16 protein-coding genes are annotated in these 16,260 nt (G+C 62.7%); 8 read left to right on the top strand and 8 right to left on the bottom strand.

The features are described from left to right. Positions 1-42: 42 nt before the first annotated feature. Genes lptF through rsmA form a run of 6 tightly spaced genes read left to right on the top strand, consistent with a single transcriptional unit; the run spans position 43 to position 7,461 of the window. On the top strand, positions 43-1,167 hold the full coding sequence (gene lptF, locus HJ536_RS09865; protein ID WP_338082427.1) for an LPS export ABC transporter permease LptF: 1,125 nt from the start codon (positions 43-45) through the stop codon (positions 1,165-1,167). Then, on the top strand, positions 1,164-2,261 hold the full coding sequence (gene lptG / locus HJ536_RS09860) for an LPS export ABC transporter permease LptG (RefSeq protein ID WP_176853291.1): 1,098 nt from the start codon (positions 1,164-1,166) through the stop codon (positions 2,259-2,261). The genes lptF and lptG overlap by 4 nt, the downstream gene beginning before the upstream one ends. Beyond that, positions 2,261-4,399, top strand: coding sequence for an LPS-assembly protein LptD (locus tag HJ536_RS09855; protein WP_228028685.1), 2,139 nt, complete (start codon positions 2,261-2,263; stop codon positions 4,397-4,399). The genes lptG and HJ536_RS09855 overlap by 1 nt, the downstream gene beginning before the upstream one ends. Positions 4,400-4,424: 25 nt before the next feature. Continuing rightward, entirely contained in the window at positions 4,425-5,642 is a 1,218-nt protein-coding gene (locus tag HJ536_RS09850; protein WP_177157571.1) for a peptidylprolyl isomerase, read from the top strand. Further along, positions 5,639-6,622, top strand: coding sequence for a 4-hydroxythreonine-4-phosphate dehydrogenase PdxA (gene pdxA, locus HJ536_RS09845; protein WP_177157570.1), 984 nt, complete (start codon positions 5,639-5,641; stop codon positions 6,620-6,622). Before HJ536_RS09850 ends, pdxA begins: the two co-directional genes overlap by 4 nt. After that, positions 6,619-7,461: a 16S rRNA (adenine(1518)-N(6)/adenine(1519)-N(6))-dimethyltransferase RsmA gene (rsmA, locus tag HJ536_RS09840; protein WP_177157569.1), complete on the top strand. Its 843-nt coding sequence runs from the start codon at positions 6,619-6,621 to the stop codon at positions 7,459-7,461. The genes pdxA and rsmA overlap by 4 nt, the downstream gene beginning before the upstream one ends. A gap of 56 nt (positions 7,462-7,517) precedes the next feature. Here the strand turns inward: rsmA and HJ536_RS09835 are convergent, their stop codons facing one another. The 6 genes from HJ536_RS09835 to HJ536_RS09810 all read right to left on the bottom strand — a co-directional run bounded on the left by HJ536_RS09835 (position 7,518) and on the right by HJ536_RS09810 (position 12,974). Further along, a complete protein-coding gene (locus HJ536_RS09835; RefSeq protein ID WP_177157568.1) occupies positions 7,518-8,246 on the bottom strand; it encodes a DUF4167 domain-containing protein in 729 nt (242 codons plus the stop codon). Between the two features lie 204 nt (positions 8,247-8,450). Next, on the bottom strand, positions 8,451-9,287 hold the full coding sequence (gene prmC / locus HJ536_RS09830) for a peptide chain release factor N(5)-glutamine methyltransferase (protein WP_177157567.1): 837 nt from the start codon (positions 9,285-9,287) through the stop codon (positions 8,451-8,453). Continuing rightward, on the bottom strand, positions 9,284-10,339 hold the full coding sequence (prfA, locus tag HJ536_RS09825) for a peptide chain release factor 1 (RefSeq protein WP_176853298.1): 1,056 nt from the start codon (positions 10,337-10,339) through the stop codon (positions 9,284-9,286). The genes prmC and prfA overlap by 4 nt, the downstream gene beginning before the upstream one ends. 31 nt (positions 10,340-10,370) lie before the next feature. After that, a complete protein-coding gene (locus HJ536_RS09820) occupies positions 10,371-10,799 on the bottom strand; it encodes a DUF1499 domain-containing protein (RefSeq protein ID WP_177157566.1) in 429 nt (142 codons plus the stop codon). A gap of 24 nt (positions 10,800-10,823) precedes the next feature. Then, positions 10,824-11,792 (bottom strand): agmatinase, encoded by a 969-nt coding sequence (gene speB / locus HJ536_RS09815; RefSeq protein WP_177157565.1) that lies wholly within the window; start codon positions 11,790-11,792, stop codon positions 10,824-10,826. 18 nt (positions 11,793-11,810) lie between these two features. Then, on the bottom strand, positions 11,811-12,974 hold the full coding sequence (locus HJ536_RS09810; RefSeq protein ID WP_177157564.1) for a M20 aminoacylase family protein: 1,164 nt from the start codon (positions 12,972-12,974) through the stop codon (positions 11,811-11,813). A 63-nt stretch (positions 12,975-13,037) separates the two neighbouring features. Between HJ536_RS09810 and mazG the strand changes: the two genes are divergently transcribed. Together mazG and HJ536_RS09800 are read left to right on the top strand one after the other, a co-directional pair. Then, positions 13,038-13,856: a nucleoside triphosphate pyrophosphohydrolase gene (mazG, locus tag HJ536_RS09805; protein WP_176853302.1), complete on the top strand. Its 819-nt coding sequence runs from the start codon at positions 13,038-13,040 to the stop codon at positions 13,854-13,856. An 81-nt stretch (positions 13,857-13,937) separates the two neighbouring features. After that, positions 13,938-14,951 carry a Fe(3+) ABC transporter substrate-binding protein gene (locus tag HJ536_RS09800; protein ID WP_177157563.1) on the top strand — a complete coding sequence of 338 codons (1,014 nt, stop codon included), beginning with the start codon at positions 13,938-13,940 and terminating at the stop codon, positions 14,949-14,951. A 79-nt stretch (positions 14,952-15,030) separates the two neighbouring features. On the opposite strand, the gene HJ536_RS09795 is transcribed toward HJ536_RS09800, so the two are convergent. Continuing rightward, a complete protein-coding gene (locus HJ536_RS09795; RefSeq protein WP_177157562.1) occupies positions 15,031-16,017 on the bottom strand; it encodes a DUF6976 family protein in 987 nt (328 codons plus the stop codon). Between the two features lie 20 nt (positions 16,018-16,037). Further along, positions 16,038-16,244 carry a hypothetical protein gene (locus HJ536_RS09790; protein WP_176853305.1) on the bottom strand — a complete coding sequence of 69 codons (207 nt, stop codon included), beginning with the start codon at positions 16,242-16,244 and terminating at the stop codon, positions 16,038-16,040. Positions 16,245-16,260 lie beyond the last annotated feature (16 nt).

Here is a 16,260-nt window from a genome sequence, read left to right as displayed (position 1 = left end):
GCTTTCCGCTAGGGTCCGCACATTATTCGAACGGGGGAAAGAGTGGGACGCACCGATCGCTATATGCTGTCGCAGCTTATGGTGCTGTTTGGATTCTTTGCCCTTGTTCTGGTCAGCATCTACTGGATCAACCGCGCGGTGATCCTGTTCGATACGCTAATCGGGGACGGGCAATCCGTGGCCGTGTTTCTGGAATTCTCGATGCTGTCGCTGCCTGCGGTGATCGGCTTGGTGCTGCCCCTGGCCAGCTTTGCCGCCGCCGTCCAGCTTACGAACCGCATGTCCAACGAGAGCGAGCTGGTCGTTATGCAGGCCACCGGCTTCAGCCCGTGGCGGATGGCGCGGCCCGTGGCGATCTTTGGCATCGTGGTGGCCCTTCTGGGGGCGATTCTGACGAACGCGCTGATCCCCACCTCCAGCCAGCAGCTGAAGCTTCGAGAAAAAGAGATTTCCCAGAACATGACCGCCAAACTGCTGAAGGACGGCGTGTTCCTGCACCCCACCCGCGGGGTCACGTTCTATATCCGCAACATCGCGGAGAACGGCACGCTCGAGGATATGTTCCTGTCCGACAACCGCGATAGCGAACGGCGCATGACCTACACCGCCAAGCAAGCCTATCTGACCCGATCAGAAAACGGCCCGCGCATGGTGATGGTCGATGGCATGACCCAAGCGCTGGACCGTGCCACGAACCGCCTGTCGGTCACCTATTTTCAGGATTTCGTCTATGACGTCAGCGGCTTCCTGACCGACGATGCCAAGATCGATCCCAGCCGCGATTTCCTGTCCACATGGGACATGCTGACCCGCACTGCCGAGATGGCCGAACTGGCCCGCGACTCCGAAGGCGAAATCCTTGAGGCTGCGCACAAGCGGATCAATGATCCGATCCTGTGTCTGGTGACCGCGCTCTTGGGCTTTTCTGCGCTGATTGCGGGCGGGTTTTCCCGTTTCGGGTCGGGCACTTATGTGCTGCTGTCCATCGTCCTGATCATCGTGCTGATGATCATCCAGAGCGCCGTCAAAGATCCCGCCCGCGCGAATGCGGCCCTGTGGTGGCTGACCTACCTGCCCTCGGTCGCGGGGCTGGCGATGATCGGCGTGCTCCTGTCCTTTGCATCGGGCTATTTCCGCCGCGCCCCCAAACCGGAGGCTGGCGTATGATCCTGCATTTCTACTTTGCCCGCCGGTTCCTGAGGGCGTTCTTTGGCACATTCGGGGTGCTTCTGGCGCTGACCTTCCTGCTCAATCTGGTCGAGGAGATCGGGCGTTTCGGCCCCGACACGATCACCTTTCTGGGGGCACTGGAACTGACCGCGCTGAAGGTGCCGAACAGCATCTACCAGATCACCCCGCTGATCATGATTCTGGCGACCTTGATTCTGTATCTGGGTCTGGCCCGCAGCTCCGAGATGGTGGTCACCCGTGCTTCGGGGCGGTCGGCCCTGCGCGCGCTGGTGTCCCCGTTTCTGACCGCCCTTCTGCTGGGGGTGCTGATGGTGGCCGTGGTGAACCCCATCGTCGCCACCACCACCAAGCGCTACGAGGCGCTGAAAACCAGCTACAAAGAGGGCGGGATCAGCGTCTTTTCGATCAGCAAAGAGGGGCTGTGGCTGCGACAGGGCAGCGATCTGGGCCAAACCGTGATCCGCGCACTGACCGCCAATTCCGATGGCAGCGCCCTGACCGATGTGACCTTCATCAGCTTTGGTCCCGACGGCACGCCCCTGCGCCGGATCGAAGCTGGCACCGCCACGCTGGACGATGGTGCGTGGAACCTGACAGATGCCAAATCGTGGGACCTGTCCAGCAACCTCAACCCCGAGGCCAACGCCGCCCACCATGACGCGCTGGCCATCCCCACCACTCTGACCCGTCAGGGCATCGTGGACACCTTCGGTGACCCGCTAATCGTGCCGATCTGGCAATTGCCCGCCTATATCGCCGATCTGGAAACAGCCGGTTTCTCGGGGCGTCGCCACGCGATCTGGCTACAGATGGAGCTGTCGCGCCCGCTGTTTCTGGCCGCGATGGTGCTGGTTGGGGCGGCGTTCACCATGCGCCACACCCGCTTTGGCCGGACGGGCATCATGGTACTTTCTGCGGTTTTGCTGGCGTTTGCCCTGTACTTCATGCGCAACTTCGCGCAGATCCTTGGCGAAAACGGGCAACTGCCATTACAACTTGCAGCATGGGCGCCCCCTGTGGCGGCAATTCTTCTGCCGCTTGGTCTCATTCTGCACCTCGAGGACGGATAATGCGTAAAACTTGGTTCGGGAAAGCCGCTCTGATCGGAGCCCTGTTCGCCTCGACGTCGGCGCTAGCACAGGCCACCCAGACAGAGGACGCGCCTGTCTATCTGATCGCCGATCAGGTCTTTCTGGACGGAGAGGACCTGCTGGTTGCCTCGGGCCACGTAGAGGCCCGTCAGGGCGAGCGTCGTCTGATCGCCGAGAAGATCACCTATGACCAGACCAGCGACACCCTGACGATCGAGGGCAGCATCCGTCTGGAAGATGGCAGCAACACCGTGGTTCTGGCCGACAGCGCCGAGCTGAGCGATGACATGCGCGAAGGCATCCTGCGCGGAGCCCGCCTGATCCTCGAGGATCAGTTGCAGATGGCCGCCGTGGAAATGCAGCGCACCGGCGCCCGCTATCAGCAGCTGTCCAAGGTTGCCGTGACCTCGTGCCATGTGTGCGACGATGGCAAGCCGCCCCTTTGGCAGATCCGTGCCCGCCGCGTGATCCACGATCAGGAAACCCGCAACATCTATTTCGAGGGCGCACAGCTGCGCGTTCTGGATGTGCCGGTGTTCTACCTGCCCAAGATGCGCCTGCCCGACCCGACCGTCAAACGCGCCCGCGGCTTCCTGATCCCCGAGATCGTCAGCAGCTCGACCTTGGGCACAGGTATCCGCACGCCCTACTTCCTGCCGATTGGCGACCACGCGGACCTTACGGTCAGCCCCCTGCTGTCCGCCGAAACCAAGACAGTGGAACTGCGCTACCGTCAGGCCTTCTACAACGGTGATATCGAGATCAACGCCGCCGGATCGCAGGACACCCTGCGTCAGGACGTGGGTCGCAGCTATGTGTTTGCCGACGGTAAATTCCAGCTGCCCAAGAAATTCCGCCTGCAATTCGACATCGAGACGACCTCGGATTCGACCTATCTGCAGGACTACGACTATTCGTCCAAGGACCGTCTGGACAGCGCCCTGCTGCTGACCCGCGACACGCGCACCAGCTCGTTCGGGCTGGGGGGGACGTTCTTTGAAACCCTGCGCAGCTCTGAGGAAAACGACACTCAGGCCAGCCGCGTGGGCGAAGCCCGGTACGAGCTGCGCATGACCCCGCAGGCCATCGGCGGCGAGGCCCGACTGGGCCTGCTGATGCACGAACACGTCCGTGACAGCCGCACCGATATCGTGGGCCGCGATGTTCAGCGCGTTGCCAGCTCTTTTGATTGGCGTCGCAGCTGGATTGTGGGTAACGGTTTTGACTTCCAGCTTCTGGGGGGCGCGACCACCGGCTACTTCGATCTGGACGACGACAGCACACTGCGCGAGCGTACCGACTATACCATCCCCTATGCGTCCGCGACCCTGCGCTGGCCGCTCGAGGCTGTCGGCGCCCAAGGCGGCACCCATCTGTTGGAACCCGTGATCCAGCTGGCGTGGTCCAAGGATGACACCACCAACATCCCCAACGACGAAAGCACCGATGTCGAGTTCGACAGCGGCAACCTCTTCTCACTCAGCCGCTTCCCTGCCCCCGACCAGACCGAGGATGGCCTGCGCGCCAATATCGGCCTTGGCTGGACACGTTGGGGCGCTGATGGCAGCTATTCGCACCTGTCCCTTGGCCGCGTGATCCGCGCCGAAAAGGACAACCGCTTCTCGGGCAGCTCTGGCCTTGCGGGGCTGGAATCCGATTGGCTGTTCGAAACCCAGATCGGTCAGGTCGAAGGCCCCATGCTGACCGCCCGCAGCCTGCTGGACGACCACCTACGTCTGGCCAAGGTCGAGGCCCAGTTGGGCTGGGAATTCAACCGCGGCACGCTGGACGCCACCTATCTGTGGCTGGACAAAGACGCCCAAGAAGACCGCGACAGAGAAGTGTCGGAATGGACCCTTGGCGCGAATTACCAGTTCGCCGATTTCTGGACCGGCGCGGTGGAATGGCGCTATGATCTGGTGGACGATTACACGTCCAAGGCAGGCCTTGGCCTGCGTTACGAAAACGAATGCGTCAAGGTGGACCTTTCCGCCTCGCGCCGCTTTACCTCATCCGATAACCTTAATCCGTCCACGACTGTGGGGCTGACCGTTTCGCTGAGTGGTTTCAGCGCTGGACGCAGCTCTGGTGCCGTGCGACAGACCTGTAAGACCTGACCCTGACTGACCCAAGAGAGGGACCATGCGCAAACTTCTGTTTTTATCCGCGACCCTTCTTTCGCTGATGCCGGCCGTTGTGCCTGCGCAGGGATTGTTTTCACCTGTTGTGCGGGTAAACGAAGACGCCATCACCGGTTACGAGCTGAACCAGCGTGTGCTGTTGCTGCGCACCTTTGGCACGCCCGGCAACATCCCCAAACTGGCCGAAGAACAGCTGATCGACGACGCCCTGAAAATTCAGGCGGCCGAGCAGATGGGCATCACCGTATCGCCCGACGACATTCAGGGCGGGATCGCCGAACTGGCCGGTCGTGGCAGCCTGTCTCCCGATGAATTCGTGGCCAGCCTGACATCGGCGGGTGTGGACCGCACCACGATCGAGGCCTTCGTTCTGCCCGGTCTGGCATGGCGTCAGGTGGTCCGTCAGAAATACGCCTCCCAAGCGACCGTGACCGAAGAGGAAATCGACCGCGCGATGGCACTGACCGGCAACGGCGGTGGCCTGCGCGTTCTGTTGGGCGAGATCATCCTGCCCGCCCGCCCCGAAGTCCCCGGCGAGGTCGAGCAAGCCACCCGGATCGCCAGCCGCGTGACCAAAACGAATTCGCCCGCCGAATTCTCGTCCTTTGCGCGTCAGTATTCGGCGACCGCTTCGCGCAATGCGGGCGGCCGGATGCCGTGGATGCCGATTACCCAGCTGCCGCCGATCCTGCGCCCTCTGGTGCTGTCCATCGGCATCAATGAAGTGACGCAACCCATTGAAATCCCGAACGGGATCGCCCTATTCCAGCTGCGCGGCCTCGAGGAAACCGAAGCCCCCGCGCCCGAATACGCGGCCATCGAATACGCGCAGTATCTGATCCCCGGCGGCCAGACCCCGGCGGCCTTGGCCGAAGCGGCGCGCGTCACCGGCATCACCGACACCTGCAACGACCTTTACGGCGTGAACAAGGGTCAGGACCCCGCCCGACTAGAGCGCGTCAGCCTGCCCCCCGCCGAGATCCCGAACGACATCGCCATCGAGCTGTCCAAGCTGGACGCCGGTGAAACCAGCACCGCGCTGACCCGCAATGGCGGTCAGACCCTGGTTCTTCTGATGATGTGCGGCCGCACCGCCGTGATCAATCAGGAAGCCAGCCGCGAAGATGTCGCCAACAACCTGCGCAACCAGCGTCTGGCCGGCTCGGCGGACAGCTATCTGGGTCAGCTGCGCGCAGACGCACGGATCACCCGTCCATGACACTGCCTCCGATTGCCCTGACCTGCGGTGAACCCGCAGGTGTTGGCCCCGAAATCGCTGCGCGCGCCTGGGAGACCTTGGGCGCGCGTTTGCCCTTCTTCTACATCGGTGATCCGCGGCACCTGCCCGCTGGCACGCCCGTGGTGGAAATCCACGCGCCCGCAGACGCCCTGCACGCCTGTGCCAGCGGCCTGCCCGTGCTGCGCCACGACTTCCCCGCCGACAACACTTGGGGCCAGCCGGATGCGGCCAACGCCCCCGGTGTGGTCGAGGTGATCGCCCGCGCCGTCAAACTGGTCCAAGAAGGTCAGGCCAGCGCAGTCTGCACCTTGCCCATCAACAAGCACGTCCTGCAAAGCGGGGCGGGTTTCGCCTATCCCGGTCATACGGAATATCTGGCGGCGTTGGGCGGCGTGGACCGCGTGGTGATGATGCTGGCCAGCCCCGAGCTGCGCGTTGTGCCCACCACCATCCACATCGCCTTGGATCAGGTCGCGGCAGAGCTGACGCCCGAGCTGCTGGAAGAAACCATCTGGATCACGCACCGCGCCCTGATACAGGATTTCGGGGTCGAAAGCCCCCGCATCGCCGTGGCCGGTCTGAACCCTCACGCTGGTGAAAACGGCGCCATGGGCCGTCAGGAGCTGGACATGATCATCCCCCTGATGGACAAGCTGCGAGCCGAAGGGCTGGCCATTGCGGGCCCCATGTCCGCTGACACCATGTTCCACCCCGCCGCCCGCGCCCGCTACGACGCGGCGGTCTGCATGTACCACGATCAGGCCCTGATCCCGATCAAGACGCTGGCCTTTGATTCCGGCGTCAACGTGACCCTCGGCCTGCCGTTCATCCGCACCTCGCCGGATCACGGCACCGCCTTTGACATCGCGGGCAAGGGCATCGCCAACCCCGCCAGCACGATTGCCGCACTGGAAATGGCCCGCGACATGGCCATCGCCCGTGCAGGAGCCAAGACATGAGCGCCATCGACAACCTGCCCCCTCTGCGCGAGGTGATCGCCACCCACGGCCTGAGCGCGCGCAAGTCCTTGGGCCAGAACTTTCTTCTGGACCTGAACCTGACCGCCAAGATCGCCCGTCAGGCGGGGGATTTGTCCGGCTGTGACGTGCTGGAGATCGGCCCCGGTCCCGGTGGCCTGACCCGCGGCCTTCTGGCCGAGGGCGCGCGCCGCGTGCTGGCCATCGAAAAAGACAGCCGCTGTATCCCTGCATTGGCCGAGGTCGCCGCCGCCTATGACGGCCGCCTGCAAGTGATCGAGGGTGACGCCCTAGAGGTAAACCCCCTAGAACATCTGACGCCCCCGATCCGCATCGCCGCGAACCTGCCCTACAACGTGGGCACAGAGCTGCTGGTGCGCTGGCTGACCCCGCAGGAATGGCCGCCCTTCTGGACCAGCCTGACGCTGATGTTCCAGAAAGAGGTCGCCGAACGCATCGTCGCCGCCCCCGGCAGCAAGGCCTATGGCCGTCTGGCCATTCTGGCCCAGTGGCGGGCCGACGCGCGCATCGTTATCAACCTACCTCCCGAGGCCTTTAGCCCGCCACCCAAGGTATCCTCGGCCGTGGTGCACCTGACCGCCCTGCCCGAGCCGCGCTATCCTGCGGACGCCGCCACCCTGAGCCGCGTTGTGGCCGCTGCGTTCAACCAGCGCCGCAAGATGCTGCGCGCCAGCCTCAAGGGCGTGGCCGCGGATATCGAGGACCGGCTATTGGCCGCGGGCATCCAGCCCACCGAGCGCGCCGAGCAAGTCAGTCTGGAACAGTTCTGCGCCCTGTCCCGCGAAATCAAGAAATCCTGAAACGCAAAAAGCCCCCGAAATCCGGGGGCTTTTTCTTTGGCCATCAAAGGCCTGACTTATTCGGCGGCAGCTTTGTCCGCGCTGGCTGCGGGGGCATCGCCACCCTCTGCCTTTTTGGGTGCGCGGGGCTTGCGGGGCGCGCGCTTGGTCTTGGGCTTGTCCTCGCCACCTTCGGCCTGATCTGCGGGCTTCTTGGGGGCGCGGGGCGCACGGGGCTTGCGCGCGGGCGCTTCGGCAACTTCGGCCACAGGCTCGGGCTGAGCGTTCGCCGCGCTGCTTTCCGGCGTTTCGACCAAACCGTTGTCGTCGTCGTTGTCGTCATCGAACGACACAACTTCCGAGGCGCTGTTGTCCATGTCGTCGGACGCTTCGTCCTGATCGACCTTGGTCACCAGATCATCGGACTGATCCGCATCGGTGTCCCCCGCCTGATCGCTGTCACGATCACGGCGTTCCTGACGCTCTGCGCGTTCGCGGTCCTTCTCGGCCTGACGTTCGCGCATTTCGCGTTCCTGCTGCTCGCGACGCGCGTCAATCTCGCGCTGGGCTTCGCTAAGCATCCGCAGGTAATGTTCTGCGTGCTGCTGGAAGTTCTCAGCAGCCACACGGTCGTTCGACAGTTGCGCATCGCGAGCCAGCTGATTGTATTTTTCAATGATCTGCTGAGGCGTGCCGCGCACTTTGCCCTCGGGTCCCGAACTATCGAACACCCGGTTAACAATGTTGCCCATCGAGCGGTTGTTGCGGTTCGATTTGGACCGCGACCGTGATTTGGAAGATCTCATAGGTTTTGCTGTCCAGCCTTTAGTGGCCTTGTGCTCCGAGTGTTTGACCCGAGGGTCATCACCATGAGCAGGATTATTTTTGGCTTAATGTCACGGGGGCGGTTGGCACCGCACCAGCCTGCGACCTTTCCTGAGTAATCATGTTGCCCCCCTGCTTGCAAGGCCAAAGCGCAGGCCGAGGGTCCAAATCCTGCAAAAATTCGCCTAAATTGACGGTTTTATTGCCGAGACAACCCGATCGTGCCCGTTCATATCCTTGTGAATAGAAACTTGGGACAGACCGGAATCGGCAAAGATGCGTGCGACGGCGGGCCCTTGGCGGTAGCCGATCTCGACCAGCAGGCGGCCATTCGGGGTCAGGTGGGTTATCGCGCCGGCGGCGATGGTCACATAGGGGGCGGTGCCCTCCACGCCCGGGGTCAGGGCCAGATGGGGCTCGTGAAGGCGCACCTCTGGTGACAGATCGGGCATTTCGGCGGCGTCGATATAAGGGGGGTTCGACACGATCAGATCAAATTCACCGTTAACGGCAGAGAACCAGTCGGACTGGATGAAGGAACACCTCTCCGCCACCTCCAGCGCCTGCGCGTTCCCCTGCGCCACGGCCAATGCGGCGGGCGACAGGTCAGCGGCCACCCCCTGCGCATCCGGCATTTCCGCCAGCAAGGTCAGGGCGATACAGCCCGTTCCAGTGCCCAGATCCAGCAGACGGGCGAACGGAGCCTCTAACGCCAGACCAACCAGCGTCTCGGTCTCGGGGCGCGGGTCGAGTGTGTCGCGGGTCACGGTGAACCGGCGGCCATAGAAATCGCGCCCTCCGGTCAGGTGGCTGACGGGTTCGCGGGCACAGCGGCGGGTGATCAGGGTGTCGAACGCCTCGGCCGTGCCATCAGGCAGGGCGTCGTGCATCATCAGGATCAGTCGGCCCGCGTCCACGCCCACCGAATGGGCCAGCAGGCGCCGCGCATCGACCGCTGGATCAGGCACGCCCGCATCCCGCAGACGCTGGATCGCAGCGGTCAAAGCCTGTTGCAGGGTCATCCGTCCAGCTCGGACAGCAGGGTCGCCTGATGGTCGGCGATCAGCGCGTCGATCACGTCGTCCAGATCGCCCTGCATAATCTGGTCCAGCTTATAAAGGGTCAGGTTGATCCGGTGGTCCGTCATCCGCCCCTGCGGGAAGTTATAGGTGCGGATGCGTTCGCTGCGATCCCCGCTGCCCACCTGCGACTTACGGCTGGCGGCGCGTTCGGCATCGGCGCGCTGACGCTCCATGTCAAAGAGGCGCGTCTTCAGAACCTGCATCGCGATGGCGCGGTTCTGGTGCTGGGATTTTTCGGAGCTGGTCACCACGATTCCCGTGGGCAAGTGCGTGATCCGCACCGCCGAGTCCGTGGTGTTCACGTGCTGACCGCCCGCCCCCGAGGACCGCATGGTGTCGATCCGGATGTCGTTGGCGTTGATCTCGATATCCACGTCCTCGGCCTCGGGCAGCACGGCCACGGTCGCGGCCGAGGTGTGGATGCGCCCGCCGCTCTCGGTTTCGGGCACCCGCTGGACGCGGTGCACACCGGATTCGAACTTCAGGCGGGCAAAGACGCCCTCGCCCTTGACGCTGGCGACGACCTCTTTGATGCCGCCAAGCTCGGTCTGGGCCATTTCCAGAATGTCGAACTTCCACCCGCGGCCTTCGGAATAGCGCTGGTACATGCGCAACAGATCACCGGCGAACAGGCCCGCTTCGTCTCCGCCGGTACCGGGGCGGATTTCGATGATTGCGGGCCGGTCGTCGGCAGCATCGCGCGGCAGCAGCGCCAGACGCATCCGGTGCTCCATCTCGGGCAGGCGCGATTTCAGCTCGGGCAGCTCTTCTTCGGCCAGTTCGCGCATGTCGGGGTCGGCCAGCATGGCTTCGGCCTCGGCCATATCGTCCAGCAGGGTCTTGTAGTCGCGGATTTCGGCGACGACCGGCTTCAGCGTCGCGTATTCGCGGGACAGTTGGGCGATCTCGTCACTGAAATCGCCGCCCGACAGCTTGGCCTCGAGGAATTCGTACCGCTGTACGATCTGGTGGAGTTTTTCATAAGGTACCATGCCGCCTAAGTTTCCCAAGGCCGCGCAATCGTCAAGAGGCGTTGGCGGGCAGTTGTGAAATCCAGCCGTCCACGCGGGCCTTGTTCACGCCGAAATCGGACTGGCCAAAGCGCAGGCGGCCGAACACGATCACTCTGCCCTCTGCCGCCGTGACCGTGGTGTAATCGGGAAAGCCCCAGAAGAGCGAGCGGGTCACATAAGTGATGCTGCCCTCGGCCACCGAGCCCGCCAGTCTAACGGTCCGCGGGGTGCTCAGGGCGATCTGGTCCAGCGCCTGCATCAGGGCTTGCGGATCGGCGGCGGGAAGGATGCGGATGACGCCCCCTTCCCTGTCTTCGTCCTTGGTAAAGGTCAGCGTGCCGTGCCAACGGGCCGGATCACTGGGGGCCAGCCGCACCCACGCCATCAACGCGCCGGTTGCGAGGGCGACCATAGCAAGGACGAGAACTGCGATCTTCATGGGCTGGCTCCTTTGGTGAATGACTTAGGCAGTCTTGCGGCGTGTCCAACACCACAGGGCCAGAATTTCCATCGCCACATGGGCCCCGGCAATCGCGGTCGCGCCGGTGGTATCGAACGGCGGGGACACTTCGACCACGTCACCGCCCACCAGATTGATCCCCGCGATGTCGCGCAGGATGATGGACGCCTGCCCGCTGGTCAGACCTCCCCAGACAGGGGTGCCCGTACCCGGCGCAAAGGCGGGGTCCAGACAGTCGATGTCAAAGGTCAGGTAGGTCTGGTTGTCACCAAGGATGTCTTTGATCTTTTTCGCGACGGCGACGGGGCCGGTTTCATGGACCTCTCGGGCGTCGATGGTGGGCACGCCAAGGTTATCGTCGTTCACCGTGCGAATGCCGACCTGAACGCTGCGCTTTGGGTCGATCAGGCCCTCTTTGACCGCCTTGTAGAACATGGTGCCGTGGTCGATCCGGTCAAAGTCGTCATCGGCCCAAGTGTCCGAATGCGCATCGAAATGCAGCAAGGACAGCGGCCCGTATTTCTCGGCATAAGCGCGCAGAATGGGGAAGCTGATGTAATGGTCACCACCCAACGTGATGCTGGCCGCGCCCGCGTCCAGAATGCCCTTGATATGAGCGGTCAGCTTGGCCGGAAAGCTGGGGGTGTGCGCATAGTCAAAGGCCAGATCGCCATAGTCCACCACCGCGAATTCCGACAGCGGATCAAAGCCCCAGCCATAGGGCGGATCATACGGCTGCAGGGTGCTGGCCTCGCGGATTGCGCGGGGGCCAAGGCGGGTGCCCGTGCGGTTCGTCACCGCCTGGTCAAAGGGTACGCCGGTGATGGCCACGTCCACGCCGGTCAGATCCTTGGTATATTTACGTCGCAAGAAAGACGTCGCCCCGCCGAAAGCGTTCTCATATCGCAACCCGCGCGGATTGCTTTCGGTGAACGCGGTATCAACCTGTTTCTTTGCGTCTTCGAGCGCCATGGATCACTCCTGTTAAGGTTACTTGCGGGGTTGGCCGGTTTCGACCAGACGAGCGAAATAGCTGGCCCCGATGGGCGCGATCTCGTCGTTGAAATCAAAGGCGGGGTGGTGGCACACGGGCCCGTCCCCCTGCCCCAAGAACAGATAGGACCCAGGCCGCGCCTGAAGCATATAGGCGAAATCCTCGGCCCCCATTTCGCGGTCGATCGTGTCGTCCACATTGGCGTCACCGACCACCTGACGGGCCACACCTGCGGCAAAGGCCGTTTGCGCGGCGTCATTCACCGTGGGCGGGTAGTCGCGGAAATAGACCAGATCGGCCTCGACCCCATAGGCAATCGCCTGACCGCGCACGATTTCGTTCAGGCGGCGTTCGACCATGTCCTGATCCTCGGGGTCAAAGCTGCGGACGGTGCCGTTGATATAGGCGCTGTCGGGGATGATGTTTTCGGCGCTGCCTGTGTGGATCTGGGTGACCGAGACCACCAGATCATTCAGCGCATGGTGGTTGCGGCTGATGATCGTCTGGATCGCGGTCACGATCCCGCAGGCCGCGACCACAGGGTCAACACAGTTGTGGGGCTGTGCGGCGTGGCCGCCCTTGCCCTGCACGTTAATGGTGAACGTGTCGACAGCGGCCATGATCGGGCCCGGCGTGGTCACGAACTGCCCCACGGGCACATTGGGCGCGTTGTGCAGGGCAAAGACCCGTTCGATCTTGAACCGGTCCATAATCCCTTCTTTCACCATGACGCCCGCGCCGCCGCCATCCTCCTCGGCGGGTTGAAAGATCAGCGCGACCTTACCTGCAAAATTGCGCGTCTCGGCCAGATATTTCGCGGCCCCCAGCAGCATTGTGGTGTGCCCGTCGTGGCCGCAGGCGTGCATGGCGCCCTCAACTTCGCTGGCATAGTCCGCGCCGGTCGCCTCTTTGATAGGCAGCGCGTCCATGTCGGCGCGCAGGCCGATGACGGGGCCGCGGCCCTGCCCCTTGATGATGGCGACAACGCCGCTGGTCGCGATGCCCTGATGGATTTCGTCGACGCCGAATTCCTGCAGTTTTTCAACAACAAAGGCGGCGGTGTTGTGGCAGTTGAACCCCAGTTCCGGCATCCGGTGCAGATGGCGGCGCCATTCGGTCATCTCGGGCGCGAAATCTGCGATACGGTTAATGACGGCCATCACTGGACTCCTTTGGCGTGGGGGGGCACGTTGGCACCAAATCCGAAACTGAAGGGACACGCAATGCCCCAAGACCCCATCCACACCCTGTCCGGCACCGCACGTCTGCGTGAAATCATGCGCCGCCTGCGCGATCCGCAAAATGGTTGCCCCTGGGACATAGAACAAAGCTTTGCCACCATTGCACCTTACACGATCGAAGAGGCCTATGAGGTCAGCGACGCGATCGAGCGCGAGGCATGGGACGAGCTGAAATCGGAACTGGGGGACCTGCTGTTCCAGTCCTATTTCCACGCCCAAATGGCCGAGGACGCGGGCCTCTTTACCCACGAGGACGTGGTAAACGCCATCAGCGAGAAAATGATCAGCCGCCACCCCCATGTGTTTGGCGACGAAAGCCGCGACAAATCCGCCGAACAGCAGACCGTGGACTGGGAAGTGGTCAAGGCCGCCGAGCGCGCCGCCAAGAAACAGACCGGCGTGCTGGACGATGTGGCGCTGGCCCTGCCCGCCCTGCTGCGCGCGGTCAAACTGCAGAAACGCGCCGCGCGGGTCGGCTTTGACTGGCCGGAAACCACCATGGTTCTCGACAAAATCCAGGAAGAATGCCGCGAGCTGGTCGAGGCCAAGGAAACCTTGACCCAAGCGGAAATCAAAGAGGAAATGGGCGATCTGCTGTTCGTCATGGCCAATCTGGCCCGCCACTTGGGGGTCGAACCCGAAGAGGCCCTGCGCGACACCAACGCCAAATTCACCCGCCGTTTCCGCAGTATCGAAGCCGCACTGGCGGCGATGGGCAAGACGCCCGCGGACAGCACCCTAGAGGAAATGGACGCCCTGTGGGATGCCGCCAAGGCCGATGAAAAAGCTGTGAAGGGATAATAGACAATTCTTATCAGGTATTGACCCGAGTTATTTAGTCGGGTTTAACCGCAGCAAATTCCGTGTGCGAGGAGGATCTCTATGTTCGCCACCGTAAAAACCGCCCTGCTGACTGGTGCCGCCGTTCTGGCCGCCGTGCCCGCCTTTGCCGAAGAAGTGAACGTCTACTCGAACCGTCAGCCCGAATTGCTGCAACCCCTGCTGGACGCCTTTACCGAAGAGACCGGCATCGATGTGAACATGGCCTATCTCAGCCAGGGTCTGGTCGAACGCCTGCAGGCCGAGGGCGACCGCACCCCCGCCGATCTGGTGTTCACTGTGGACATCTCGCGCCTTGATGCGGTGGTGGATGCGGGCCTGACCCAGCCCCTGATGTCCGACTACCTCAAGGAACACGTCCCTGCCCTTTACCACGACCCCGAGGGCCAGTGGTGGGGTCTGACCACCCGCGCCCGCGTCGTTTATGCGTCAAAGGACCGTGTGGCCGATAGCGACATCACCACCTACGAAGATCTGGCCGATCCCAAGTGGAAGGGCCGCATCTGCACCCGCTCGGGCACCCACGAATACATGCTGGCTCTGAGCGCCGCCATGATCGCCCACCACGGCGAGGAATACACCAAGACCTGGCTTCAGGGCCTGAAGGACAATCTGGCACGCAAACCCGAGGGCAACGACCGCGCGCAGGTCAAAGCCATCTGGGCCGGCCAGTGCGACATCAGCCTTGGCAACACCTACTACATGGGCCAGATGCTCGAAGATCCCGAGCAGATCGAATGGGCGAACAGCGTGCGTATGCTCTTCCCTGTGTTCGAGGGCGGCGGCACCCACATCAACATCTCGGGCGTGGCAATGACCAAAAGCGCGCCGAACCACGACAACGCGGTGAAGTTGATCGAATTCCTTGCCTCGCCCAAGGGTCAGGAAATCTACGCCGAGGCCAACAGCGAATACCCGATCTCGCCGGAATCGAAACCGTCGGAGCTGGTGGCAAGCTGGGGCACCTTTACCCCCGACAGCCTTGATCTGCGCGAACTGGCGAACCTGCGCGATGACGCCCTGCGCATCACTCAGGAAGTCGATTTCGACGGCTGATCACAGGCCGATCCCGACATGAAAAACGCCCCGCAGATCGCTCTGCGGGGCGTAGTCATTTCCACTGTCCCGATCGGGATTATGCGGCCTGCACGTCCAGCTTCACGAGCGTCTGGTTCAGCAGGATGTAAGCGATTTCGCCAAAGGTCACGGGGCCGGTAAAGGTGCCGGTCGATTTGCCTTCAAGCTCGCCATAGAGGTAGTTCAGGATGCAGTTGCACGAGTACTGGCCAACGCCGGTATCACCGAGGTTCGACGCAAAGGTGCCTGCGTAGTCGCTGATCGGCGACGCCAGCTGGTATTCAACGCCGGGGGTCACGGGCGCGTAGAACGCGACGGTGCCATTGTCGGTGTCAACGGCCTGAACCGACACGTTCACCAGAGCGCCCGCATAGTTTGCGACCAGCGGCAGACGGGTGTCGATGTTGTTCTCGGTCAGGTATTCGGCAAAGTTCACTTCCATGCCGTTCACAACAGCGGTGGTGACGCTGAAGCCCTGCTCTTGGAAGGTGAAGGTGGTTTTCGCATCGTGACCCTGATTGAAGATGTTCACGATGTCGGTGTTGACCTTCGAACCCGCGGGCAGCTGGATGTGCAGGCAGACGGCGCCATCTTCGACGGCGGTTGCGGTCGAGCCATCATAAACGGTCGGCTTGGCCGAGCCCAGCTCGTCCAGATGCACGCCCGAAATCCAGCCAACCAGCGGCTGTGCAAAGAGCGAACCCATCGCGGGCGCATCAACGGCAAACTTGGTGTGAGTGCCCGAGAAGGCGGGGATCAGCATGACGGTGAAGCCGCCAGCCTTGTAGCCTTCGGCGATGGACTTCAGGTTGTCGGAACTCACGGTGCGCACGGTTGCGCCTGCGGTGCCTTCGAAGGTGGTGCAGAAGACCTTGTCACGGATCACCGCGCCGCCGCTTTCAGTCACGAAGTAGACAGAGCTACCACCGATCCAGTTCCCCGCAGGCAGCTGCGACAGCAGCGCAGTGTCACCCGCTACGGTCATAACATCACCAGCGGTGATACGCGCAGAAGCCTCGGCTACAGTCAGAAGTTCGTTTTTCATAGGAGTCTCCAGTGCGGGGATTAGATGTTAGCCAAATCGTTGGCGGCGAAATCGTTCTGGGTCGCGAATTCGGTCAGTTCGGCGACTTTGGACGCCAGAGACGAAGGATCACCCGCGACTTCGCTACGAAGGCGGCCCACGGTGATACGAGTGGCAAGCGAGGCTTTGGAAAGATCGCTGGAGCTAAGAAGAATTTGCTCGAGCTGAGCAGAGCCGGGCACAGACATGTGTTCATCCTTGTTG

Origin of the sequence: Donghicola mangrovi, assembly GCF_013377535.1 — a bacterium.
Lineage (GTDB): Bacteria > Pseudomonadota > Alphaproteobacteria > Rhodobacterales > Rhodobacteraceae > Donghicola > Donghicola mangrovi.
The sequence above is the reverse complement of the archived record's forward strand: the minus strand, read 5'-3'. Positions and strand labels throughout refer to the sequence as shown.

Coding starts and splice junctions, on each gene's coding strand:
- lptG (WP_176853291.1), top strand. CDS start 1,164: ATGATCCTGCATTTCTACTTTGCCCGCCGGTTCCTGAGGGCGTTCTTT.
- HJ536_RS09855 (WP_228028685.1), top strand. CDS start 2,261: ATGCGTAAAACTTGGTTCGGGAAAGCCGCTCTGATCGGAGCCCTGTTC.
- HJ536_RS09850 (WP_177157571.1), top strand. CDS start 4,425: ATGCGCAAACTTCTGTTTTTATCCGCGACCCTTCTTTCGCTGATGCCG.
- pdxA (WP_177157570.1), top strand. CDS start 5,639: ATGACACTGCCTCCGATTGCCCTGACCTGCGGTGAACCCGCAGGTGTT.
- rsmA (WP_177157569.1), top strand. CDS start 6,619: ATGAGCGCCATCGACAACCTGCCCCCTCTGCGCGAGGTGATCGCCACC.
- HJ536_RS09835 (WP_177157568.1), bottom strand. CDS start 8,246: ATGAGATCTTCCAAATCACGGTCGCGGTCCAAATCGAACCGCAACAAC.
- prmC (WP_177157567.1), bottom strand. CDS start 9,287: ATGACCCTGCAACAGGCTTTGACCGCTGCGATCCAGCGTCTGCGGGAT.
- prfA (WP_176853298.1), bottom strand. CDS start 10,339: ATGGTACCTTATGAAAAACTCCACCAGATCGTACAGCGGTACGAATTC.
- HJ536_RS09820 (WP_177157566.1), bottom strand. CDS start 10,799: ATGAAGATCGCAGTTCTCGTCCTTGCTATGGTCGCCCTCGCAACCGGC.
- speB (WP_177157565.1), bottom strand. CDS start 11,792: ATGGCGCTCGAAGACGCAAAGAAACAGGTTGATACCGCGTTCACCGAA.
- HJ536_RS09810 (WP_177157564.1), bottom strand. CDS start 12,974: ATGGCCGTCATTAACCGTATCGCAGATTTCGCGCCCGAGATGACCGAA.
- mazG (WP_176853302.1), top strand. CDS start 13,038: ATGCCCCAAGACCCCATCCACACCCTGTCCGGCACCGCACGTCTGCGT.
- HJ536_RS09800 (WP_177157563.1), top strand. CDS start 13,938: ATGTTCGCCACCGTAAAAACCGCCCTGCTGACTGGTGCCGCCGTTCTG.
- HJ536_RS09795 (WP_177157562.1), bottom strand. CDS start 16,017: ATGAAAAACGAACTTCTGACTGTAGCCGAGGCTTCTGCGCGTATCACC.
- HJ536_RS09790 (WP_176853305.1), bottom strand. CDS start 16,244: ATGTCTGTGCCCGGCTCTGCTCAGCTCGAGCAAATTCTTCTTAGCTCC.